The sequence below is a fragment of the Gemella massiliensis genome (genome assembly GCF_900120125.1).
Taxonomy (GTDB): domain Bacteria; phylum Bacillota; class Bacilli; order Staphylococcales; family Gemellaceae; genus Gemella; species Gemella massiliensis.
In genome coordinates this window covers 387,710-410,558 of record NZ_LT635545.1, presented here as the reverse complement: position 1 = coordinate 410,558, position 22,849 = coordinate 387,710, and the positions used below count along the sequence as shown (strand labels likewise).

The 22,849-nt window shown below is 33.7% G+C and carries 18 protein-coding genes; 16 read left to right on the top strand and 2 right to left on the bottom strand.

Features of this window, described 5'->3' with window-relative positions; genetic code table 11:
* Nucleotides 1-3: 3 nt before the first annotated feature.
* The 9 genes from BQ7358_RS04615 to BQ7358_RS04575 all read left to right on the top strand — a co-directional run bounded on the left by BQ7358_RS04615 (nt 4) and on the right by BQ7358_RS04575 (nt 16,555).
* A complete protein-coding gene (locus tag BQ7358_RS04615) occupies nt 4-909 on the top strand; it encodes an ABC transporter permease (RefSeq protein WP_021753109.1) in 906 nt (301 codons plus the stop codon).
* A 435-nt stretch (nt 910-1,344) separates the two neighbouring features.
* Entirely contained in the window at nt 1,345-3,147 is a 1,803-nt protein-coding gene (locus BQ7358_RS04610; protein ID WP_072520258.1) for an ABC transporter substrate-binding protein, read from the top strand.
* 612 nt (nt 3,148-3,759) lie between these two features.
* Nucleotides 3,760-5,562, top strand: a complete 1,803-nt coding sequence (locus BQ7358_RS04605) for an ABC transporter substrate-binding protein (protein ID WP_062171875.1) — start codon at nt 3,760-3,762, stop codon at nt 5,560-5,562.
* A 287-nt stretch (nt 5,563-5,849) separates the two neighbouring features.
* Nucleotides 5,850-8,279 carry a leucine--tRNA ligase gene (gene leuS / locus BQ7358_RS04600; protein ID WP_062171873.1) on the top strand — a complete coding sequence of 810 codons (2,430 nt, stop codon included), beginning with the start codon at nt 5,850-5,852 and terminating at the stop codon, nt 8,277-8,279.
* Nucleotides 8,280-8,289: 10 nt separating this feature from the next.
* The gene (locus BQ7358_RS04595) at nt 8,290-8,514 is read left to right on the top strand and encodes a KH domain-containing protein (protein WP_062171870.1); all 225 of its coding nucleotides are present in this window, start codon (nt 8,290-8,292) and stop codon (nt 8,512-8,514) included.
* A gap of 571 nt (nt 8,515-9,085) precedes the next feature.
* Nucleotides 9,086-12,670 carry a MiiA motif-containing surface protein gene (locus BQ7358_RS04590; protein WP_456071311.1) on the top strand — a complete coding sequence of 1,195 codons (3,585 nt, stop codon included), beginning with the start codon at nt 9,086-9,088 and terminating at the stop codon, nt 12,668-12,670.
* Entirely contained in the window at nt 12,657-14,924 is a 2,268-nt protein-coding gene (locus BQ7358_RS08630) for a MiiA motif-containing surface protein (RefSeq protein WP_122983164.1), read from the top strand. The genes BQ7358_RS04590 and BQ7358_RS08630 overlap by 14 nt, the downstream gene beginning before the upstream one ends.
* 387 nt (nt 14,925-15,311) lie before the next feature.
* Complete coding sequence (gene pgeF, locus BQ7358_RS04580) at nt 15,312-16,013, top strand: peptidoglycan editing factor PgeF (RefSeq protein ID WP_062171864.1); 702 nt, start codon at nt 15,312-15,314, stop codon at nt 16,011-16,013.
* Between the two features lie 14 nt (nt 16,014-16,027).
* On the top strand, nt 16,028-16,555 hold the full coding sequence (locus BQ7358_RS04575) for a hypothetical protein (protein ID WP_062171861.1): 528 nt from the start codon (nt 16,028-16,030) through the stop codon (nt 16,553-16,555).
* 78 nt (nt 16,556-16,633) lie between these two features.
* On the opposite strand, the gene BQ7358_RS04570 is transcribed toward BQ7358_RS04575, so the two are convergent.
* Nucleotides 16,634-17,155 (bottom strand): hypothetical protein, encoded by a 522-nt coding sequence (locus tag BQ7358_RS04570; RefSeq protein WP_062171857.1) that lies wholly within the window; start codon nt 17,153-17,155, stop codon nt 16,634-16,636.
* A 94-nt stretch (nt 17,156-17,249) separates the two neighbouring features.
* On the opposite strand from BQ7358_RS04570, the gene BQ7358_RS04565 reads away from it, so the two are divergent.
* Entirely contained in the window at nt 17,250-17,669 is a 420-nt protein-coding gene (locus BQ7358_RS04565; protein ID WP_062171854.1) for a hypothetical protein, read from the top strand.
* A gap of 99 nt (nt 17,670-17,768) precedes the next feature.
* Here the strand turns inward: BQ7358_RS04565 and BQ7358_RS04560 are convergent, their stop codons facing one another.
* Nucleotides 17,769-19,157: a rhodanese-like domain-containing protein gene (locus BQ7358_RS04560; protein ID WP_062171851.1), complete on the bottom strand. Its 1,389-nt coding sequence runs from the start codon at nt 19,155-19,157 to the stop codon at nt 17,769-17,771.
* A 512-nt stretch (nt 19,158-19,669) separates the two neighbouring features.
* Here BQ7358_RS04560 and rpsJ point away from each other — a divergent pair.
* The 6 genes from rpsJ to rpsS all read left to right on the top strand — a co-directional run bounded on the left by rpsJ (nt 19,670) and on the right by rpsS (nt 22,835).
* Nucleotides 19,670-19,978 carry a 30S ribosomal protein S10 gene (gene rpsJ / locus BQ7358_RS04555; protein ID WP_003147624.1) on the top strand — a complete coding sequence of 103 codons (309 nt, stop codon included), beginning with the start codon at nt 19,670-19,672 and terminating at the stop codon, nt 19,976-19,978.
* 18 nt (nt 19,979-19,996) lie between these two features.
* Entirely contained in the window at nt 19,997-20,659 is a 663-nt protein-coding gene (gene rplC / locus BQ7358_RS04550) for a 50S ribosomal protein L3 (RefSeq protein ID WP_021753555.1), read from the top strand.
* Between the two features lie 32 nt (nt 20,660-20,691).
* A complete protein-coding gene (gene rplD / locus BQ7358_RS04545) occupies nt 20,692-21,315 on the top strand; it encodes a 50S ribosomal protein L4 (RefSeq protein ID WP_021753554.1) in 624 nt (207 codons plus the stop codon).
* Complete coding sequence (gene rplW, locus BQ7358_RS04540; RefSeq protein ID WP_021753553.1) at nt 21,315-21,596, top strand: 50S ribosomal protein L23; 282 nt, start codon at nt 21,315-21,317, stop codon at nt 21,594-21,596. Before rplD ends, rplW begins: the two co-directional genes overlap by 1 nt.
* A gap of 39 nt (nt 21,597-21,635) precedes the next feature.
* Nucleotides 21,636-22,466 (top strand): 50S ribosomal protein L2, encoded by an 831-nt coding sequence (rplB, locus tag BQ7358_RS04535; protein ID WP_072520256.1) that lies wholly within the window; start codon nt 21,636-21,638, stop codon nt 22,464-22,466.
* A gap of 90 nt (nt 22,467-22,556) precedes the next feature.
* Nucleotides 22,557-22,835 carry a 30S ribosomal protein S19 gene (gene rpsS / locus BQ7358_RS04530; protein WP_021753551.1) on the top strand — a complete coding sequence of 93 codons (279 nt, stop codon included), beginning with the start codon at nt 22,557-22,559 and terminating at the stop codon, nt 22,833-22,835.
* Nucleotides 22,836-22,849: the final 14 nt, after the last annotated feature.

Sequence of the window (22,849 nt, the reverse complement as noted above, 5' to 3'; positions counted from 1 at the left end):
AAAATGTCAAAAGCTAAAGAAACAACAGTTACAACAAAAACTCCTTCCGGATTTTCGGTTGTAGCACGTGAGTTTAAAAAAGATAAAGGTGCATTTGCATCGTTAATCGTGTTATCGGCGATTATATTATTTGTTATTGTTTTTAATATTTACATAAGAGTAACGGATCTTTATGATAGTTATTTTAATGTGGATTTACTGAATATTTTCTTAAAACCCGGTGAAGATGGCTTTTTACTTGGAACGGACGTAGGTGGTCATTCTGTTTTCGGTTGGCTTATGATGGGTATGCTCAACTCAATTTTGATTGCGGTTGCCGTTACAGTAATTACGATTACTTTCGGAACGACTGTCGGGTTGGTAATAGCCTATTACGGTGGACGTGTCGATAATATTGTTATGCGTTTTGTAGACTTTATGGTAATTATTCCGATTCTAATGGTAATTATAGTATTCGTTAGTATTAAGCGTAATTACGGTATTGTGTTATTTATCTTAATACTGGCAGCGTTCGCTTGGATGAGTTCAACACGTTTAGTACGAAGTAAAGCACTTAGTGAATCACGTCGTGACTATGTTCTTGCCTCAAAAACTATGGGAACACCGGATTGGAAAATTATGTTAAAAGGGATATTGCCTAATATCAGTTCGATTATTGTTGTAGAAGCAACTTTAACCTTAGCTGCTAATATGGGTATTGAAGTTGGATTGACATACCTTGGTTTCGGTCTTCCGGCAGGGACACCGAGTATCGGGACAATGTTATCTTATGCCAAAGATGCCGATGTACTTATTAATAAAATGTATATCTGGTTACCGGCAGCCCTTGCGATTTTAATTATTGTTTTATGTATTAATTCAATCGGTGGAGCATTAAAACGTAGTTTAGATGCAAGACAAAGATTATAGCAAATATATTAAATTATTTTAAAGTAAAAAATAGAAAAAAGAAAAGCTAAGCAGCATTTTGTTGTTTAGCTTTTTTCGGCTCTGTGTCAAATGCGAGGCATGAGAAAAAACGCGTAACTAAAAAATCATGATTTCATTAGAAATTTGTTTTGGTAAGTTGCACTTATAATCATGAAAATGCTGCTACTAGGTTAGATGTTATACAGCTATAAAGTAAAATAGTTTGTTTATGAATATATTCGTTTGCTATTTTCTAAATAAAAGCACTTGATAGAAAATACAACTGTAATATTTCAAAAAATGTTTCCTAAGGAGAAACTTTTATGTTAAATTTTCTGACAATTAATTGACCGTGTTAGATTCTTCTGATATAATACCAAACAACAAACGATTAAGAAAGGTCGTGTGCTTTAGACACGATAGGAGGATAAGATAATGGAAAAAAGAAAAATGTTAAAGGTTGTTAGTTCTGCTATGGCGCTCACTATGTTACTTGCAGGTTGTTCAAGTGCAAGTAACAAAACCGGTGGGAGTAAATCTGCCGTAGAATTTAAAACATCTGTTGATAATGGAGGAACAGCGGTAAGTAACGGAAAACTTAAAGTCGGTATTCTAAGTTCTGATCCACTAACAGGTATGTTTAACCCTGTATTTTATTTACAAGCAACAGATCTTTATGTCATGGAAGATACAATGACAGCAACATTCTCAACAGATAAATCATATAGAATGAAACAAGATAATAGTGATGATCCTGTAATGTTCCACATGGATAGAGATAAAAAAGAAGTTACATTAACCGTTAATAAAGATTTAAAATGGAGCAACGGTAAAGATGTAACGGCAGATGATATTATTGCAACTTATAATTTAATGGGTAACCCGAAATATTCTGATAACGTACGTTACAGCGATGAATTTGAAGTTATTGAAGGTATGAAAGAATATCATGACGGAAAAGCAAGCAGTATTTCAGGAATTAGCAAAAAAGACGATAAAACAGTTGTGATTAAATATAAAGAAATTAAACCTGCGTTATTATGGGGTACAGGATTTATAACCACATTCCTTAACAAAGATCAAGTAGAAGCTGCTTCAAAAGATTTTACAAAATTCTCTGAAGCCGAACTGAATACAAAACCATTATCATACGGCCCTTATTACTTTGATAAAGTAGTAAACGGAGAAAGTGTTTTAGCGAAAGCAAATCCTCATTTCTACAAAAAAGATGATGTTAAAGTTAAAGAAATTGAATATAAAGTTATCTCTCCTGCCCAAGCGAGTGCGGCAATTAAAAATGGCGATGTTGATTATATGAAAGCAATAACAACAGGGGTTTATGATAGTATTAAAGATGCTAAAAACGGAACAGTTTTAGGGCAATCGGACTTCTATATGTCATATGTCGGCTTTAAACTTGGTAAATTTGATAAAGAAACAGGTAAAAATGTCGTAGATCCTAATGCGAAAGCGGCAGATGTCAGAGTGCGTCAAGCGTTCGGTTATGCAGTTGATTGGGATCAAATCAACGAAAAAGTCTTTAAAGGATTGCGTTTTACAGCTACTGATTCAGGGTTATATCCTCCACGTGTAGAAATGTTCCACAATAAAGACGGTAAAAAATTTACCAAAGATACAGAAAAAGCGAAAAAATTATTAGATGAAGCCGGTCTGAAAGATACTGACGGTGACGGATTACGTGAAGATAAAAACGGTAAAAAATTAACATTTAACTTCGCAATTCGTAACACAGGGCAGGATTTCGACCAAACATTAGCTGATACATTTATCAAATCATGGAAAGAAGTTGGACTGGATGTAAAACTTGTTGACGGAAAACTAATGGCACCTAAAGACTGGTCACGTCGTGTAACAGCGGATGATCCAAGTATTGATATTTTCCAAGGTGCATGGGGCTTAGGAACCGATCCGAACCCTAGTGAATTGGTGGGAACTACTGCACCGTTAAATTATACACGTTATACCAGTGATACTTTGAACAAAGACTTGGCGGCACTTAGTACACAAGAAATGTTCGATGATAACAAATTAAAAGAAGCATACAAAAAATTCGACAGTGATTATGCTAATGAAATACCATGGTTACCATTCAGTTGGACAAATGAAATGACATGGATTAATAAACGTATTAAAAATATTGATATAGCAAAATTGAGTTTAGGAGAAATGAAATTATATCAATTAGAACTTACATCAGATGACAGTGCAAAAGGATAGAAAATACTAATTATTATTAAAAACAAAAAGAGGGCTGCCCTAAAAAGCGGAAATTCTAATAGAATATCTTATTGGCAGTTAGACGCAAAGACTCATTGATTTAGGAATACTCTTTAGAGAATTTTTCAAAAATCTAATGAACTGTGCGGGGTGATCTTACAAAATCGATTTTTAACGAAATCACGATTTTTAAGTCGCCCCTCTTTTTTTATGATTTTTTGCTAAATAAATGTTAATTATATTTGGATAACTATTTTTTCGATTGTATTAATAATTTTAAAAGACTAATTGTCAGATTTGAAAATAATAAAGTTTCTTCTATATAAAATAAAGATAACATTGCAAAAATCAATTTCTCCAATTTAATAAAAAAATATAGAATAAGAATTTGTAGAAATTGAAAAGTAAGTAGAGCTATAATATTTAAACAACGGCTGATATTATTTAATAAAAAAGCAGTTTTGCAGAACGTGTTCTATCAAATTATTGAATTAAATAAACTTAAATATAAATAAAATTTTCAGATAATTATATTGACTTATTATTAAAATGATGTTAGAATATTCTCATATTAACTGAAAATAAACAACTGTATTTTATGGAGGGAATAAAATGAAAAAAGGTAAGTTCTTAAAAGTATTTAGTTCGGCAATGGCGCTTTCGGTGATTTTAGCCGGTTGCTCAAGTTCAAGCAATTCAGGAAGTAAAAATTCACCAAAAGCAAAAGTTGAATTCAAATCAAGTTTTGATAATGGTGGTTCGGCTGTAAAAGATGCAACATTAAAATTTGGTATTCTTTCACCACAACCGTTAACCGGACTTTGGAATCCTATATTCGCAGATAAAGCAGAAGATATGTATGTTAATGATGCTGTTATGGGTGGAACTTTTACAGTCGATAAAGAAGGACGTATTAAACAAGATAATGCTGATGATGCGGTTAAATTCCATTTAGACAGAGAAAAAAAAGAAGTAACGTTAACTATTCATGACGGAGTTAAATGGAATAACGGAGAAGATTTAACAACAAAAGATATTGTTGCTTCATACGAACTTATGGGTAATCCTAAATTCACTACAAACACCCGATATAATGATGCTTTTGAATTTATTGAAGGTATGAAAGAATATCACTCAGGTAGTGCAAAAACAATTTCAGGCTTGCAAGTAAAAGACGATAAGACCATTGTAATTAAGTATACTCAAATTCGTCCATCATTGTTATGGGGAGAAGGATTTATCGCCGATTTCTTAAATGCAAAACAAGTAGCGGAAGCCTCTAAAGATTTTGCAAAATTTGCAGAAGCGGACTTAAACAAAAAACCGTTATCATATGGTGCTTACTATATTGCTAAAGAAGTAAATGGAGAAAGTATTCTTGCAGAAGCTAACCCGCACTTCTATAATAAAGACAAAGTAAAATTAAATAAAATTGAATTTAAGGTTGTATCACCGTCACAAGCAAGTTCTCTAATTAAAAATGGAGACATAGACTATTTGGCTGCTACGCCGGCTGTTTATGAAAACAGTAAAGATTTGAAAAACGGTACATTTTTAGGAGAAACTTCACGTGATATGACATATGTTGGATTTAAACTAGGTAAATTCGACAAAGAAAAAGGAGAAAATGTTGTAGATCCGAATGCTAAATTAGCCGATAAAAACTTACGTCAGGCATTCTTATATGCGGTAGACCGTGACCAAATCAATGAAAAAGTTTATAAAGGTATTCGTTTTACACCGACAGGATCAGGTATGTATCCGCCGGCAGTAGGTAAATTGGTAAATGAAAATGCAACAGCCGTTAAAAAAGATGTTGAAAAAGCTAAAAAATTACTTGATGATGCAGGTTATAAAGATACCGACGGTGATGGATTACGTGAAGATAAAAACGGCAAAAAATTAACATTTAATTTTGCTATTCGTAATACCGGAGCTGACTATGACCAAGCATTAGCGGATACATTTATTAAATCATGGAAAGATGTTGGATTAGATGTAAAACTTGTTGACGGGAAATTAATGTCACCAAAAGACTTCGCTTCTCGTGTTCAAGCAGATGATCCGTCAATCGATATTTTCCAAGCCGGATGGGAATACGGAACAAATCCTAACCGTCAAGAGTTATTAGGTAAAAAAGCACCGTTAAACTTATACCGTTATACTACCGATGCTTTTGAAGAAAGTTTCAAAAAACAAGCAACCGATGAAATGTTTGATGATAATAAATTAAAAGAAGCATATAATAAGTTTGATATGGAAGTAGCAGAAGAACTACCATTCTTCCCATTAAGTTGGAACACAAATATTTATTGGTTCAATAAACGTGTTAAATCTTATGATTTAGAAAAAGTTAAAAAAGGTGATTTTAAACTATACGAGTTGGAATTAACCGCTAACGAAGGTGCAAAATAACAGTTAGAAAATAATTAAGTGAATGCTCGACCGGAAAATTCCGGTCGGGTATTACTGTTTTATATGAAAAATTATTAAAATTAGTGCAATAAATAGCAAATAACCTTTTTGCAAAAATATTATCAAGATATTAGGTTAAAAAGATATATATAACAAATAAAAAACAGTATAATATTTGATGTAATTGTATTTTGAAAACCGGTAAGGTGTTGCTAAATGACATTAAAATTGATATACTATAAGTTAGACAATAGACAACTTGAAGCGAAGGAGTGTGCTTAAATAATATGGTATATAATCATAGAGTTATAGAAAAGAAATGGCAAAAATATTGGGAAGAAAATAAAACATTTAAAACATTAGAAAATCATAGTAAAGAAAAATTTTTTGCATTGGATATGTTCCCTTATCCGTCGGGAGCAGGGTTACATGTTGGACATCCGGAAGGATATACGGCGACAGATATATTAAGCCGTTATAAACGAGCAAACGGCTATAACGTCTTACACCCGATGGGGTGGGATGCTTTCGGTTTACCGGCTGAACAATATGCGCTCGATACCGGAAATGATCCGAGAGATTTCACAAAAAAAAATATTGATACATTCCGTCGCCAAATTAAAGAATTAGGATTTTCTTACGACTGGGATCGTGAGGTTAACACAACAGATCCGAAATATTATAAATGGACACAGTGGATTTTTAAAAAATTATATGAAAAAGGTTTGGCGTATGTTGACGAAGTACCTGTCAACTGGTGTCCGGCTTTGGGAACGGTGTTGTCAAACGAAGAGGTAATTGACGGGAAATCGGAACGTGGTGGGCATCCGGTAGAACGTCGACCTATGCGTCAATGGGTTCTAAAAATTACCGAATATGCTGAACAACTATTAGCTGATCTTGATATTCTTGATTGGCCGGAGAGTTTAAAAGCAATGCAACGCAACTGGATTGGGAAATCTGTCGGAGCGGAGATTGATTTTAAAATCGATAAAACGGAAGAAAGTTTTACAGTATTTACAACACGTGCGGATACTTTGTTCGGAGCGTCTTATTGTGTACTTGCCCCCGAGCATAAATTAGTGGAAAAAATTGTAACTGCCGAACAGCGTTTTGTTGTAGATGAATACTTAGATATTGTTAAGCACAAATCGGATTTGGACAGAACAGATCTTAATAAAGATAAAACCGGGGTTTTCACCGGAGCATACGCAATTAATCCGGTAAATAATGAAAAATTACCAATCTGGATAGCAGATTATGTGCTTGTTTCATATGGTACCGGTGCTGTAATGGCGGTACCTGCACATGATGAACGTGATTACGAATTTGCTACAAAATTCAACTTACCTATAAAGGCTGTTATTAAAGATAGCGGTGAGGTGGTTGTACCGTTTTACGGTGACGGTAAGCATATCAATTCAGATTTTATCAATGGTTTAAATAATGAAGATGCTAAAGTAAAAGTAATAGAATTTTTGGAAAATAACGGAGTTGGACGCAGCAAGGTAACATATAAACTTCGTGATTGGTTGTTTTCAAGACAGCGTTATTGGGGAGAACCTATTCCGATTATCCATTGGGAAGATGGCACTATGACAACCGTGCCGGATAGCGAACTGCCGTTATTACTACCGGAAACCGATAATATAAAACCATCAGGGACGGGAGAATCACCGCTGGCGAATATTGAAGATTGGTTAAATGTTGTAGATTCTAAAACCGGTAAAAAAGGAAAACGTGAAACAAATACAATGCCGCAATGGGCAGGCTCATGTTGGTACTACTTGCGATATATTGATCCGCATAATGATGAAATGTTTGCAGATCCTGAAAAATTGAAATACTGGTTACCTGTTGATGTATATATCGGGGGAGCTGAGCATGCTGTCTTACATCTGCTGTACGCACGTTTTTGGCATAAAGTGCTTTATGATTTAGGCTTAGTTCCGACTCGTGAACCGTTCCAAAAACTATTTAACCAAGGTATGATTTTAGCGGAAGGAAAAGACGGACGTCCGGAAAAAATGTCAAAATCAAAAGGAAACGTTGTTAATCCCGATGATATTATTATCTCTCATGGAGCAGATACATTGCGTGTTTATGAAATGTTTATGGGGCCGTTAGATGCCTCTATCGCTTGGAGTGAAAATGGACTTGACGGATCACGCCGTTTCTTGGATAGAGTATATCGTCTGTTTGTTGACGAAGAAACCGGTATGGTAAATAACAAAGTTAAAGACAAGGATAATTCTAAGTTGGAAATAAGTTATAACTACACTGTGAAAAAAGTATCAGAAGATATAGAAACAATGCAATTCAATACAGCCATTTCTCAACTTATGGTTTTTGTTAATGATTGTTACAAAGCGGAGTATATTCCACGTAAATATGCGTTAGGTTTTATCCAATTATTAGCACCGTTTGCCCCTCATTTAGCAGAAGAAATGTGGTCTATTTACGGAAACAATAAATCAATATCATATATCTCGTGGCCGACATTTGATGATAGCAAATTGGTTAGTGATAATGTAGAAATCGTTGTGCAATTAATGGGTAAAGTAAAAACTAAATTAGGAGTTAAAAAAGATTTAACATCTGCCGAATTAGAACAAACAGTATTGGAAAATGCTGAAGTTAAAAAACTGTTAGCAGGTAAAAATATTATTAAAGTAATTGTTGTCCCGGGTAGATTAGTCAATATAGTAGCAAAATAAGGAGAATAACATGGAAGAATTAATTTATAATATTGTCAGTGAAATAGTTGCACATAAAGATGAAATCAAAATAGAAAAATTGGTAAAAAATGCACGTGAACATTATATTTTAACCGTTCACCCCGAAGACTGCGGACGTGTTATCGGTAAAAAAGGTATGGTCATTAATGCGATTCGTACTGTACTAAATTCAACGACATTTAGCAAAAAAGTATATTTAGATTTAGTGGAGTAAAAGCATAAGTTAGAAAACCTTTAAATCAGCTCTAAAGTATAAAAGTTTAGATGATTTAGAGGTTTTTTATTTTTATAGAATTTAATTAAAAAAAGAAAATCGAAAATTATTTAATGTGATTTTCAATGTAATAGCACTATGTGATAAATTGTAAGTTATAATAGAAGAATTGCAATAAAATGTGCTAAAAAACTATAAAAATATATGGTAAAGGTATAAATTAAAGAGAAAAAAGTGACAATATCTATAATTTAGATAGAAAACTATAAAAGTTCAACAAAAAATACAAAAAAGAGTATTTAAAGCGGTAATAATAAATAATTATTAAATTTACAAAAAAACGTTTAATTACGCTGGAAAACTAAAATATTTTCTGTAAGTTTTTTCATTATCAGTTACATAAAAAACAAAAAATATTAAGGAAACAATAAGGTTTTTGCTTGACAGATCAAATATATTAATAGTAGTATATACATATAGCGTAATTATGTATACTTAAAAAATAATAAATAATATGCAAAAATAAGAAATATATAGAACTATAAAATTGTGTGTTATAAAAGTGTTATAAATGTTAAGGAGGAATATTATGTTTAATAAAAAGAATGCTACACAAAAAAATTGGCGAATGATCAAAAAGGGGAAAAATATCCTATTTAGCTGTTCGCTTGTTCTCACGTCCGGAGTAGGTGCTTTAGCAACTCAATCGTCTTCAGCAGCTTTGGCGAAGGATACAGCTAAGGTAGATACGGTTTCAGCCGAAACATCAACAAAGTCGTTAAGTTCTGAGAAGAAAGTAGAAAATGTAGGAGAGGGAAGTAGAAGTATTAAATCCGGAGAATCTAACGGGACAACTCATACCGGTAACAATGCAGGTGGTGTGAATTATCTTTTAAATGGACAAGTAACTCCCGCTCCAACTGTAAATACTACTTATTCTAACACATCAATAAATATTAAAATAGCAACAGTAGCCTCAACCGATAGAGAATTAACGGGGACAGGTAAGCCTGGAGCTACTATTAATGTTAAAATTAAGGGACATGTTGTTTATAATGCAAAAGTAGATAATTCAGGGAAATGGGTTGTTAAACTTACGCAAGGTTTAAATAATAATGCCGGAGATGGAGCTACCCTTACTGATAAAGATGGAATAACTGTTACACAAACGCTTAATGGTGTAGAAAGTACAGAAGTGAATGTATTTGTTTCTATCGGTCATTCAAATGTTGAAGCATCATCTTTATCAGCTGATAGCAAAAGTTTAATTGCCGGACAAAAGGAAGTTACTGTAAAAGTACCGCATGACGTTGGTATGGGTTATTTCCAATATAAAAATGATGCTAACGTAGATAGTCAACTTGGTTTTAAACGAGATTCTTTAAATTCGCCTTGGGTTTCTGTTGATGAGTCAAAAGGGAAAGTAAAATCATATAGCTCAGATGGTTTTTATGATACAGTTGTTCTCGAAATGAAACAAAAAATAAAAGAAGGTACTAATGGCGCATCTTCTACATCAAATGCCGTAGAAAACGGTTATTCGAGTCTTGATGGCTGGAAGAAAATTAATGTTGTAAATGAAGCGCCGACTATTACTTCAAAAGTAACAGGAAATAAAAAAGAAGTTGTTAAAGGTACTTCTTTAGATTTAATGTCACTTATAACTGTTGCTGATAAAGAAGATAATGCAAATGCTACAATAGGAACACCTGTTCATGCAGAGGTGGTATCTGTTAATGGTGATGTAAATACAAAAACAGTTGATACAAACAAACTTGGAAGTTATAGTGTTGTTTATAAAGCGATTGACAGCCAAGGTAAGGCATCAACAGTTACAATTACAGTAGAAGTTAAGAAAACGCCTACTCCGCCCGTACCACAAGTAGCGGCAAATGATGACGGAAGTGTGGAAATTACTCCACAAGGAGATACTGATAAGGTAGAAATAAAATATACAGATGAAAATAACCAACCACGAACAATAACTGTTAAAAAAGGTTCAGATAATAAATGGAAAGTTGAAGGAACAACACCGACAGGAGTAACAGTTGACGAAGCAACCGGAAAAGTAACATTACCTAAAGAAGCGGTAAAAGACAATTCACAAGTAACAGCTGATGCAACAAAGGGAGACAGTGACAAAGCTACACAAACTGAAACAGCAAAAAGTAATAAAGAAACTATAGTACCGGAACTTCAAATACCTTATGATAACCCAACATTAAAAGAAATTTACGTATACGCTACTGAAGAAACAAATATTACACTAAAAGCCACAGACAACTCAGGGAAATTAGTTCAATTTGGTTTGAAATTACCGGTGAGCGGCTCTTGGGATGATCAAATGAATGGTAATAGCCAATATGCGTTATATCTAAAAGCTGATAAAATAACAACAGAAACAACTGCAACAGTAGCTAATCCGGCATCAATCACAGTAACAGGTAAGGTGCCTAAAGGGAAATACACTGCAGGTACAGGATTTACTCGCTTTTTATATGCAAAAGATGAAGCAGGGAATGAAACAACAAAAACATATGAAAATAAACCATCAGTAAATGGTTATATTCGTTTTATTGTAAAAGAACAAACAAGTAAATACGATGCCAAAGCACCGGCAACACCAATTCTTGTAACTGAACCGACAGCGGATATTACTAAAATCGAAGAAGCTGTAAAAAATGCCAATAGTACATTTAAAGATAAAATAGGTAGTGTAACACTATCTGTTGATGGTAGTAAAGTAATTGTAACTTATAATGACGGTAGTACAGATGAGTTAGATGCACAAAAAGTATTTGTAGTTAAACAAAAAACGCCACTTGCACCAAAAGTAGAAGCAAAAGATAATGGTGTTGTAGAGGTGACACCACAAGGTGATGCAGACAAAACAGAAGTAAAATATACAGATGAAAATGGAGCATCACAAACAGTAATCGTTAAAAAAGGTGCTGACGGAAAATGGAAAGCAGAAGGAACAACGCCGGCAGGAGTAACAGTTGACGAAACAACCGGAAAAGTAACATTATCGGCAAATGTGGTGAAAGATAATACAGAAGTAAGTGCAACAGCAACAAACGGTAACAGTGACCCATCAGAAGTGGCTAAAGCCCAAGCTAAAAAACCGGTAGAAGCACCAAAAGAAGTAAAAATAAAAGAATTTAAACATGGTGACACAAGCGTAACAATTACACCTGAAGACAAACCGGACTTAATTTTCTTAGGTGTAAAAGGAAAAGAAGCTAAACTGGAAAAACAAGCAGACGGAAAATACAAAGTAGTATCAAATCAAGCAAATGTGACGGTAGAAGAACAAGCAGACGGAAGTATTAAATTAACATTACCGACCGGAGAAACATTTGCAGCAGGCGACAGAGTTGTAACAAGAGCGGAAAATAAAGATAATACAATGCCGAAAGGAACAAGACCGTCACAAGAAGTAAGTGGCTATGCTGGCTTAAATCCTATAACAACTAAAGTACCTGTTAAAAATCCAAGTAGTTTGACGGACGAAGAAAAAGCCAAAGTAAAAGAAGAAGTTAAAAAAGCAAATCCGGGAATGGAAGAAGCTGATATAGAAGTGGAAGCTAACGGAGATGTAACATATAACCATAAAGGAGCGGGTTCAGACGCAAAACAACCGCTTAAATTAACCAATACGGTAAAACCTGCAGATGCAAATAACGTTAAAGATCCTGAAACAAAAACACCTGTAAAAGATGCAAGCAACTTAACAGATGAGGAAAAAGCAAAAGTCGAAGAAGCAGTTAAGAAAGCGAACCCTACAGCAACAAAAGTAGAGGTAGGACAAGACGGAACAACAACAGTAACATTCCCAGACGGAAGTACGACAACAATAACTCCTGATAAAACAGTTAAGTCAGCAGATGCAAATAACGTTAAAGATCCTGAGGTAACACCTGTAAAAGATCCAAGTAACTTAACAGACGAAGAAAAAGTAAAAGTCGAAGAAGCAGTTAAGAAAGCGAACCCTACAGCAACAAAAGTAGAAGTAGGACAAGATGGAACAACAACAGTAACATTCCCAGACGGTTCAACAGCAACAATAACTCCTGACAAAACAATAAAATCAGCGGACGCAAACGGAGTAAAAGATCCTGAAACAAAAACACCTGTAAAAGATGCAAGCNCCTGAGGTAACACCTGTAAAAGATCCAAGTAACTTAACAGACGAAGAAAAAGTAAAAGTCGAAGAAGCAGTTAAGAAAGCGAACCCTACAGCAACAAAAGTAGAAGTAGGACAAGATGGAACAACAACAGTAACATTCCCAGACGGTTCAACAGCAACAATAACTCCTGACAAAACAATAAAATCAGCGGACGCAAACGGAGTAAAAGATCCTGAAGCAAAAACACTTGTAAAAGATCCAAGTAACTTAACAGATGAAGAAAAAGCAAAAGTAAAAGACGAAGTTGAGAAAGCAAATCCTACAGCAACAAAAGTAGAGGTAGGACAAGATGGAACAACAACAGTAACATTCCCAGACGGTTCAACAGCAACAATAACTCCTGACAAAACAATAAAATCAGCGGACGCAAACGGAGTAAAAGATCCTGAAGCAAAAACACCTGTAAAAGATCCAAGTAACTTAACAGACGAAGAAAAAGTAAAAGTCGAAGAAGCAGTTAAGAAAGCGAACCCTACAGCAACAAAAGTAGAAGTAGGACAAGATGGAACAACAACAGTAACATTCCCAGACGGTTCAACAGCAACAATAACTCCTGACAAAACAATAAAATCAGCGGACGCAAACGGAGTAAAAGATCCTGAAACAAAAACACCTGTAAAAGATCCAAGTAACTTAACAGACGAAGAAAAAGCAAAAGTAAAAGACGAAGTTAAGAAAGCGAACCCTACAGCAACAAAAGTAGAAGTAGGACAAGACGGAACAACAACAGTAACATTCCCAGACGGTTCAACAGCAACAATAACTCCTGACAAAACAATAAAATCAGCGGACGCAAACGGAGTAAAAGATCCTGAAGCAAAAACACTTGTAAAAGATCCAAGTAACTTAACAGATGAAGAAAAAGCAAAAGTAAAAGACGAAGTTAAGAAAGCGAACCCTACAGCAACAAAAGTAGAAGTAGGACAAGATGGAACAACAACAGTAACATTCCCAGACGGTTCAACAGCAACAATAACTCCTGACAAAACAATAAAATCAGCGGACGCAAATGGAGTAAAAGATCCTGAGGTAACCCCTGTAAAAGATCCAAGTAACTTAACAGACGAAGAAAAAGCAAAAGTAAAAGAAGCAGTTAAGAAAGCAAATCCTACAGCAACAAAAGTAGAAGTAGGACAAGACGGAACAACAACAGTAACATTCCCAGACGGTTCAACAGCAACAATAACTCCTGATAAAACAATTAAGTCAGCAGATGCAAATGGAGTAAAAGATCCTGAAGCAAAAACACCTGTAAAAGATCCAAGCAACTTAACAGATGAGGAAAAAGCAAAAGTCGAAGAAGCAGTTAAGAAAGCGAACCCTACAGCGACAAAAGTAGAAGTAGGAAAAGATGGAACAACAACGGTAACATTCCCAGACGGTTCAACAGCAACAATAACTCCTGACAAAACAATAAAATCAGCGGACGCAAACGGAGTAAAAGATCCTGAGGTAACCCCTGTAAAAGATCCAAGTAACTTAACAGACGAAGAAAAAGCAAAAGTAAAAGACGAAGTTAAGAAAGCGAACCCTACAGCAACAAAAGTAGAAGTAGGACAAGATGGAACAACAACAGTAACATTCCCAGACGGTTCAACAGCAACAATAACTCCTGACAAAACAATAAAATCAGCGGACGCAAACGGAGTAAAAGATCCTGAAGCAAAAACACCTGTAAAAGATCCAAGTAACTTAACAGACGAAGAAAAAGTAAAAGTCGAAGAAGCAGTTAAGAAAGCGAACCCTACAGCAACAAAAGTAGAAGTAGGACAAGATGGAACAACAACAGTAACATTCCCAGACGGTTCAACAGCAACAATAACTCCTGACAAAACAATAAAATCAGCGGACGCAAATGGAGTAAAAGATCCTGAGGTAACCCCTGTAAAAGATCCAAGTAACTTAACAGACGAAGAAAAAGCAAAAGTCGAAGAAGCAGTTAAGAAAGCAAATCCTACAGCAACAAAAGTAGAAGTAGGACAAGACGGAACAACAACAGTAACATTCCCAGACGGAAGTACAGCAACAATACCCGGTAAAAAATTAGTTAAACAACTACAAGGTAATAACGAGAATGCAGGATTAAGAAATGACGGAAGTGGATTAAAAGGATATTTAGCATCAACAGGATTAGAAAGTCAAGCAACATTAGGGGGTTACGGCTTGGCAGGTTTAGCATTATTAGCGTTAGTATTTAAACGTAAAAAAAATAATAAATAAACCCGTAAAAAAATAATTATCATTGAGCATATCCGGTAGGAACAGCTACTTAATAGATAATCAATTCTTTTAAAAATTGAATATTTTTGAAAAATCTCAAGTAATAAATTATTGCTTGGGATTTTCCTTATTCTCCGTTATTTTTGTATTTAGATAATTAAAATTAATAAAAATTTATTTTTCTACAAGGTATTATTAATTAGAAAAAATAAAAAACTGTTTTTTAAAGTGCATAAAAGGTATATTTTAAATAAATAATTAACTATGTTATAATTATTAATAACAAGGGAAAAGTGAAAATAAAGATATTACAAAAGTTACTTTATTTAGGCAATAAGTAAGGATACTTTTCAATAATATAAAAAGTTATTAATAAAGGAGAAGTCAATGAAAGAGAACAGTAACGCTTTTATATTTAATGATGATAATATAAAAGTAATTTTTACTAAACGACAAATTGATTCTAAAAATATAAATGATATGGAAAAAATATCGACTGAATATAATTTTGATTTTGAAAATTTAGCATTTAATACTCAAGTTCACGGAGCAAATGTAAGAAAAATAGAAAGAAAAGAAGATTTAAAAAATAACGGTTTGGAAGCAGACGGTTTAATAACAAATTCGGTAAAAATTCCACTTTTAATTTTCACCGCTGATTGTGTGCCGTTAGTTTTTTATGATAAAATAAGAAATGTTGTCGCTTTAGCTCATGCAGGGTGGCGTGGAACGTATAGTAATATTTCTCAGGAAATAATTCGTTCTATGGTTCAAGATTATAATTGTGATAAAAAAGATATAAAAGTTATTGTAGGACCTTCAATATCAATAGAAAACTATGAAGTATCAAAAGAATTGGTAGATAAGTTTAGTAGCTTAAATGTAGCGGATTATTATATAGAAAAAAACGGTAAGTATTATTTGGATTTGTGGCAGATAAATAAAGAATTGTTAGTAAAAAGTGGAGTATTGGAGAAAAATATTATTTTTTCTAATTTATGCACGGTAAAAAACAACGATAAATTTTTCTCTTATAGAAAAGATAAGGAAACATCGAAAAGAATAGGAACATTAATTCAAATAGACTAGCTAAAGGAGTTAATATGGAAAAAAATATACGTTTAGTTGAGCAGATATCAACTTTTAAAAGATTACCAAAAAGTGATAACAGATGGCGGATAGCATTTTATTATATTGCTAAAGAACTGTGGGAACTTGAAGAAATTTTTGTTGTTTTTGATAAAGAGTTATATAAAAAAGGTTTAAAAATTCCCGTTTTTAGGGAATATAACGAGGCGGAAGGTTTTCAATTATTTTCAAATTATTCCAAAGCGTGTAATTTTGTTCAAAAAAATAAAAATTTATTTGAAATTGATGGGAAAAAATTAATTGGAAGAATTCGTCAAGGTGCTTTCAGAGAAGTTTTTGTTCCTTTTTTCTCAGAACAAAAGTTTAATTATATTCTAAATGAAGATGAGAGTTTATTTATTGATACTTTTACACGACTTCTTGCAGTTATGGAAGCAGATGAAAATTACATTGTTGATGAAGAACAAGAAACGATGTTAAATGCCGGAAATATTCAGCAATTTTTTGCGGATATTTGTAATAAATATATTGTTTTAGTATAAAGTTGTATCCTAATAGAATTAACAATAAAATGTAAAATGTCCTCAAAACTCAGATGAAGTTTGAGGACGGATATATTTTTACTTCTGCTTTAAATAATTTACAGTATATGCAATAATAACAAGGAAAATTATAATATAAACGGTGTAATTTGTATAAGATGTGTTTTTAAGTACATTTACTAAAAAACTTTGGATTGTTATGGGTGCACTTACCGCCAGAATAAAACCAAGAACTTTATCTTTATAGGTTAGAAGAACTAAACTTATAAAAATAAATAATGTCATTATAAAAAATGTAATTCTCGGTATTTCCACAAAAAAGTTTTTGGGATTGGGTAACGGATTATAGTAAAAAAAGATAATTCCAAGTAATACTAATATAAGTGTAATACCGTTACGCTCTTTTTCGTTTGTTTTTAGGATATCTTTAATTAAAAATAAATAACCTGCAACAAGCCAAAGGATAAATGTTAAAAGCGTTAAGCCGAAATTAGCAATATTTAGCTGTTTGGTTAAATCAAAATTCAGATTAAATGTATATAAAAAGAAGAAAGTCAGCACGAGAATGCTTAGTGCGGTGAAGTAACGTTTGATGTTCATAGTTCCTCCGTTTTTGTTGTAATTGACCAATAATTTTTTATAATCTATAATAGAGATTATATCATTAAAAAAACTTAAAAACAAGGAGAACTGGATGTTAAGAAAAATTCATTTTAAGAAATTTTATATTTTTATAGCGGTACTGGAGATAATTTTAATAGTAGCTTTAATTGGCTGGAATTATTTTAAAGATCGTAAAATGGGTATGGTACGCCATATTATGCACAAAAATATTTATAAATTTCCAAAGGTATTAACGGAAAATAATATAAAACTTATGTTGGGTGTATTAATTTTATTTGTTATTATTCAGGTTATTTTAGTTATAGTTTATAAAAAATTTATTTTTTCATTGGTAATTAACATTATTTTAGTCATCGGTTCAGCGTACTATATTTTAACAAACAATGTAGACAGTGAGTTTATCTATTACTATATTGTCATATTTTGCGGGGGATTAAATACTCTTCGTTTTCTTCAATTTTTAACTTTAGATTTAAAAAAAGAAATATAAACTTTATTCGGTAAGGTTTTAAAATAGCAAAAAAGAGAGTGACTTAAAAATCGTGATTTTTTAAAACAAGATTTTATGAGTTACTCTCTTTATTTTTAATTATTTATAATCATTTTTAGCATCAGGTTTTTGCCCTTTGTCTTTATTAATATCTACAGGTAATGAGCCGTCAAGTTGCCAATCGTTCCAACCTCCATCGTAGAAGTAAGTGTTAGCACGTCCGGTAAGTTGAGTCATAAACCATGGTACAGCATTACGCCAACCGGTACCGCAGTATAGGGCAATTTTATCTGTTTCGCTGATACCTTGACCTTTCCATAAATTATAAATTTCTTGCGGATTACGAAGTGTGCCGTCCGGATCGTAATAGTCGCTTAAGTCGGCTTTGTTTTCTCCTGCAAAACCGAAAATTGCTCCTTGAGGTTCACCTGCTTTATCAATATAATCATAACCGCTGGTTTTTCCTAAGTATTCATCCCATGAGCGAATACTTACTAATTTAATTCCTTCATCTTTAACTTTTTGTGCCATTTCTTTAGCACGAGATATATTGTATTCCGGGTGAGCTGGTATTTTTGTACCGAAGTCTGTTTCTTCTTTAGGTGTATTAACGTTAGTTTCCGTTTCAAAGCCTGCATTTTTCCACGCTTTTAGTCCACCGTTCATTATGCGGACATCTTTTACTCCTGCCCATTTCAACGCCCAGTTTACACGAAATGCCGCTGAGGCATCATCTGAATATAAAATAACTGTTTTATCGGCAGTAATACCTTGTTTTAATAAATTTTTCTTAATTTCATCAGCCGAACGTAGGTTCCATACCGGACCATCTTCTACCCAGTCTGTGTTAAAGTGATAAGCACCTTTAATATGTTCTTTATAAGCTACTGCTTTATCTCCCTCACCCCAAGAAACTTCGAAAATGCTATATTTATCATTGGTATAGGTTTCAGGTTTTTTATTATCTTGAACGTCTTTAACCCATTTAGGAGAAACTAAGTTTTGATATTCGGGATAACTAACTAATTTTTCTTTATTAGCATCATTATCTGCAAATTTTTTATAATCTTCAAATTTATAAACTTCATAACCTAAGTTTGCAAATTTATCAGCAACTTTATTTAGGTTATCTTTATTAGTATCATAAACGACAACTTTTTTATTTTTATCAATACCTTTATCGCTAATAAATTTATCTTCTTTATCTTTATTAACATTACCTATAAATGTTGCTGAATATTGAATAGAGTTTTTTAAGTGACCTCCGTTTTTAATATCATCGGTTTTAAATCCGTTGTAACTTTCGTCACTGCGTGTATCAATAAATTGATAATCAGAGTTTCCTATATTTTTTGTGAAATCTTCTAAAGAAATAGATTTAATTTCCTTTTTTTGAGTTTGTGAAGAAGAGTTGTTCTTAGTAGAACATCCGCTAAGCATCAAACCTGCTGCTAAGAAAACTACTCCTGTTTTTTTAAAATCAATCATTATATTATTTGTGACAACCTGCCGCTTTCCTCCTTATATTTGTCCAATATAATTATATACCATAATGTATTTTGTGTAAACAGTAATTTTTTTGTATTAGTACAATTACTTTAGAAAAGTTAATTAATATTTGGAAAAGGTATGCTATAATTGACAAAGCAAAATAGTATATAGATATTTTAATCAAAACTATGACTTTAAAAAATGTTTGGCTTATATTTTGAGCAAATTCAATCTAATTTATAATTATTTTTTCCATATAAATGCAAAATATTTAACTTAAAAATTTGAGAAAACATATTCATGACTTTTTATTTATATTTTTTTGATAAAACACTTGTAATGTAGCGGAATATCATGTATAATAGTGAATGTCGGTCTGAAGAGGACTTGCGTTGAAGCGAAAGGTTACTGACACGCCCGGTCGCTTTGCCATGGCATGGCGTGCTGGAGAACTTTCGTGGAGAAGTTGCTACTCGATAGCAGCGAATAAATGTATAGGAGGAGAAATGATGGCAAAACAAAAAATTCGTATTCGTTTAAAAGGATATGATCACAGATTAGTTGATCAAAGTGCAGAAAAAATTGTTGAAACTGCAAAACGTTCTGGTGCTAAAGTATCTGGGCCAATCCCGTTACCAACAGAAAAAGCGGTATATACAATTTTACGTTCAGTTCACATTTATAAAGATAGCCGTGAACAATTTGAACAACGTACACACAAACGCCTAATCGATATTATTGAACCAACACAAAAAACAGTTGATGCTTTAATCAGCTTAAACTTACCATCAGGTGTTGACATCGAATTAAAATTATAATATAGGAGGTGACTTTCGATGACCAAAGGTATCTTAGGAAGAAAAGTAGGTATGACGCAAATCTTCGCTGAAAATGGGGAATTAATTCCGGTAACAGTAGTTGAGGCGAAAGGGAATGTCGTTCTACAAAAGAAAACAGAAGAAGTTGAAGGATACAATGCAATCCAATTAGGATTCGACGATAAACGTCCTTACGATAAAGAACGTAAAGATCGTTTAGTAAAAGTTGCGAATAAACCTGAACAAGGTCACGCAGATAAAGCGAACACTGCACCAAAACGATTCATTAGAGAAATCAGAGATGTAGAAGTTGCTAGTTATGAAGTAGGTCAAGAAGTCCAAGTTGATATTTTTGCAGCAGGGGACTTAGTTGACGTAACAGGAGTAAGTAAAGGTAAAGGATTCCAAGGGGCAATCAAACGCCACGGGCAAAGTCGTGGACCGATGGCTCACGGTTCTCGTTACCACCGTCGTCCTGGATCAATGGGACCTGTAGCACCTAACCGTGTATTTAAAGGTAAAGCACTGCCGGGGCAAATGGGTGGAGTTACAGTTACAACTCAAAACTTAGAAATAGTAAGCGTAGATGTAGAAAATGGATTAATCTTAATTAAAGGTTGTATTCCGGGTTCTAAAAAAAGCTTCGTAAAAATCCAATCAGCAGTTAAATCTGGTAAATAATCAGAAAATATACGGAAGGAGGAAATTAGAAAATGCCACAATTAGATTTATTTAAACAAGACGGTACTAAAGTCGGTGCAGTAGAAGCTAATGACGCAGTATTCGGAATTGAACCTAATCAACACGTTTTATTCCAAGCGGTAACATTACAACGTGCATCACTTCGTCAAGGTACACACAAAACAAAAGGACGTTCTGAAGTTTCAGGTGGTGGTCGCAAACCATGGCGTCAAAAAGGAACAGGTCGTGCTCGTCAAGGATCTATCCGTTCACCACAATGGCGTGGAGGTGGTACAGTATTTGGACCTACACCACGTAGTTACAGCTTCAAAATGCCTAAAAAAATGCGTCGTTTAGCATTGCGTTCTGCTTTATCTTCTAAAGTAGCGGCTAACGAAGTGTTTGCATTGGAAACATTAGCATTTGATACAATTAAAACTAAAAACTTTAAAACAATGTTGACAAACTTAAACCTGGATAAAAAAGTATTGTTCGTAGTTTCAGAATTTGAAGAAAATACAGTATTATCAGGAAGAAATATTCCGGGGGTTGAATTCGTAGAAACAACCGGTCTTAATGTATTAGACATCTTAGGAAGTAATAAAGTAGTCTTCACTAAAGATGCACTAGAAAAAGTTGGGGAGGTATTAGCATAATGGATGCACGCGATATTATCAAACGCCCAGTATTAACTGAAAAAAGTTATTTATTAATGCAAGAAAATAAATACACTTTCCTAGTAGACACACGTGCTCACAAAACTCAAATTAAACAAGCTATCGAAGAAATCTTCGGTGTTAAAGTTGAGAAAGTAAACGTAATGAACTACAAACCGAAATTCCGTCGTGTCGGAAGATACGGTGGGTACACTAACAAAAGAAGAAAAGCTATCGTTAAGTTAGCTAAAGGACAAACAATCGAAGGATTATTCGCATAAGAATAAATTCCATATACCACTAAGGAGGAACAATGACAAATGGCTATTAAAGTATATAAAGCTATTACTAATGGGCGTCGTAATATGACATCATTAGATTTTGCAGAAATTACAACAAGCAAACCAGAAAAGTCATTATTAGCACCGCTACCGAAAAAAGCGGGAAGAAATAACCAAGGTAAAATTACTGTGCGTCACCACGGAGGCGGTCACAAAAAACAATACCGTATTATTGACTTCAAGAGAAATAAAGACAACGTACCGGCAAAAGTTGCCACAATTGAGTACGATCCAAACCGTTCAGCGAATATCGCTTTACTACACTACGCAGATGGTGAAAAACGTTACATCATCGCTCCCAAAGAATTACAAGTAGGACAAGTAGTAATATCAGGGGTTGAAGCTGACATCAAAATAGGTAATACATTACCGTTATCAAATATCCCGGTAGGGACATTAATTCACAATATTGAACTTAAACCCGGTAAAGGTGGACAATTAGTACGTTCAGCCGGAGCAAGTGCTCAAGTGCTTGGTAAAGAAGGTAAATACGTATTAGTGCGTCTTAAATCAGGGGAAGTAAGAATGATCTTAGCAACTTGCCGTGCTACAATCGGAGAAGTTGGTAATGAACAACATGGATTGGTAAATATCGGTAAAGCCGGTAGAACTCGTTGGTTAGGTAAAAGACCTACTGTACGTGGATCTGTTATGAACCCGAACGATCACCCACACGGTGGTGGTGAAGGACGTACTTCAATCGGACGTAAATCACCTATGTCACCATGGGGTAAACCTACACTTGGTAAGAAAACACGTTCTAAAAAAGCTCGTTCAAACAAATTTATCGTACGTGCTAGAACTAAATAATAAAGCATATAGAAGGTTAGGTGGTGAGGAGCAAAAGCTCTTTACCAAAAACCTAATGATAACGCAAAGTATCAGAAAGGAGATAACACAATGGCTCGTAGTTTAAAAAAAGGACCATTCGCTGATCACCACTTATTGGCAAAAGTTGAAAAAATGAACGGACAAGAGAAAAAACAAGTAATTAAAACTTGGTCACGTCGTTCAACAATTTTCCCATCATTTATCGGAATTACTTTTGCAGTATATGACGGAAGAAAACACGTTCCTGTTTACGTGACTGAAGACATGGTAGGGCACAAACTTGGTGAATTTGCACCAACAAGAACTTACAAAGGTCACGCAGCAGATGACAGAAAAACAAGAAGATAATTTATAGAAATTTT

Excerpts from the sequence above, each read along its gene's own strand:
- rpsJ (WP_003147624.1), top strand. The coding sequence starts at position 19,670 with ATGGCAAAACAAAAAATTCGTATTCGTTTAAAAGGATATGATCACAGA.
- BQ7358_RS04610 (WP_072520258.1), top strand. The coding sequence starts at position 1,345 with ATGGAAAAAAGAAAAATGTTAAAGGTTGTTAGTTCTGCTATGGCGCTC.
- rpsS (WP_021753551.1), top strand. The coding sequence starts at position 22,557 with ATGGCTCGTAGTTTAAAAAAAGGACCATTCGCTGATCACCACTTATTG.
- rplC (WP_021753555.1), top strand. The coding sequence starts at position 19,997 with ATGACCAAAGGTATCTTAGGAAGAAAAGTAGGTATGACGCAAATCTTC.
- pgeF (WP_062171864.1), top strand. The coding sequence starts at position 15,312 with ATGAAAGAGAACAGTAACGCTTTTATATTTAATGATGATAATATAAAA.
- BQ7358_RS04615 (WP_021753109.1), top strand. The coding sequence starts at position 4 with ATGTCAAAAGCTAAAGAAACAACAGTTACAACAAAAACTCCTTCCGGA.
- BQ7358_RS04575 (WP_062171861.1), top strand. The coding sequence starts at position 16,028 with ATGGAAAAAAATATACGTTTAGTTGAGCAGATATCAACTTTTAAAAGA.
- rplD (WP_021753554.1), top strand. The coding sequence starts at position 20,692 with ATGCCACAATTAGATTTATTTAAACAAGACGGTACTAAAGTCGGTGCA.
- BQ7358_RS04605 (WP_062171875.1), top strand. The coding sequence starts at position 3,760 with ATGAAAAAAGGTAAGTTCTTAAAAGTATTTAGTTCGGCAATGGCGCTT.
- BQ7358_RS04595 (WP_062171870.1), top strand. The coding sequence starts at position 8,290 with ATGGAAGAATTAATTTATAATATTGTCAGTGAAATAGTTGCACATAAA.
- rplB (WP_072520256.1), top strand. The coding sequence starts at position 21,636 with ATGGCTATTAAAGTATATAAAGCTATTACTAATGGGCGTCGTAATATG.
- BQ7358_RS04560 (WP_062171851.1), bottom strand. The coding sequence starts at position 19,157 with ATGATTGATTTTAAAAAAACAGGAGTAGTTTTCTTAGCAGCAGGTTTG.
- leuS (WP_062171873.1), top strand. The coding sequence starts at position 5,850 with ATGGTATATAATCATAGAGTTATAGAAAAGAAATGGCAAAAATATTGG.
- BQ7358_RS04565 (WP_062171854.1), top strand. The coding sequence starts at position 17,250 with ATGTTAAGAAAAATTCATTTTAAGAAATTTTATATTTTTATAGCGGTA.
- BQ7358_RS04570 (WP_062171857.1), bottom strand. The coding sequence starts at position 17,155 with ATGAACATCAAACGTTACTTCACCGCACTAAGCATTCTCGTGCTGACT.
- rplW (WP_021753553.1), top strand. The coding sequence starts at position 21,315 with ATGGATGCACGCGATATTATCAAACGCCCAGTATTAACTGAAAAAAGT.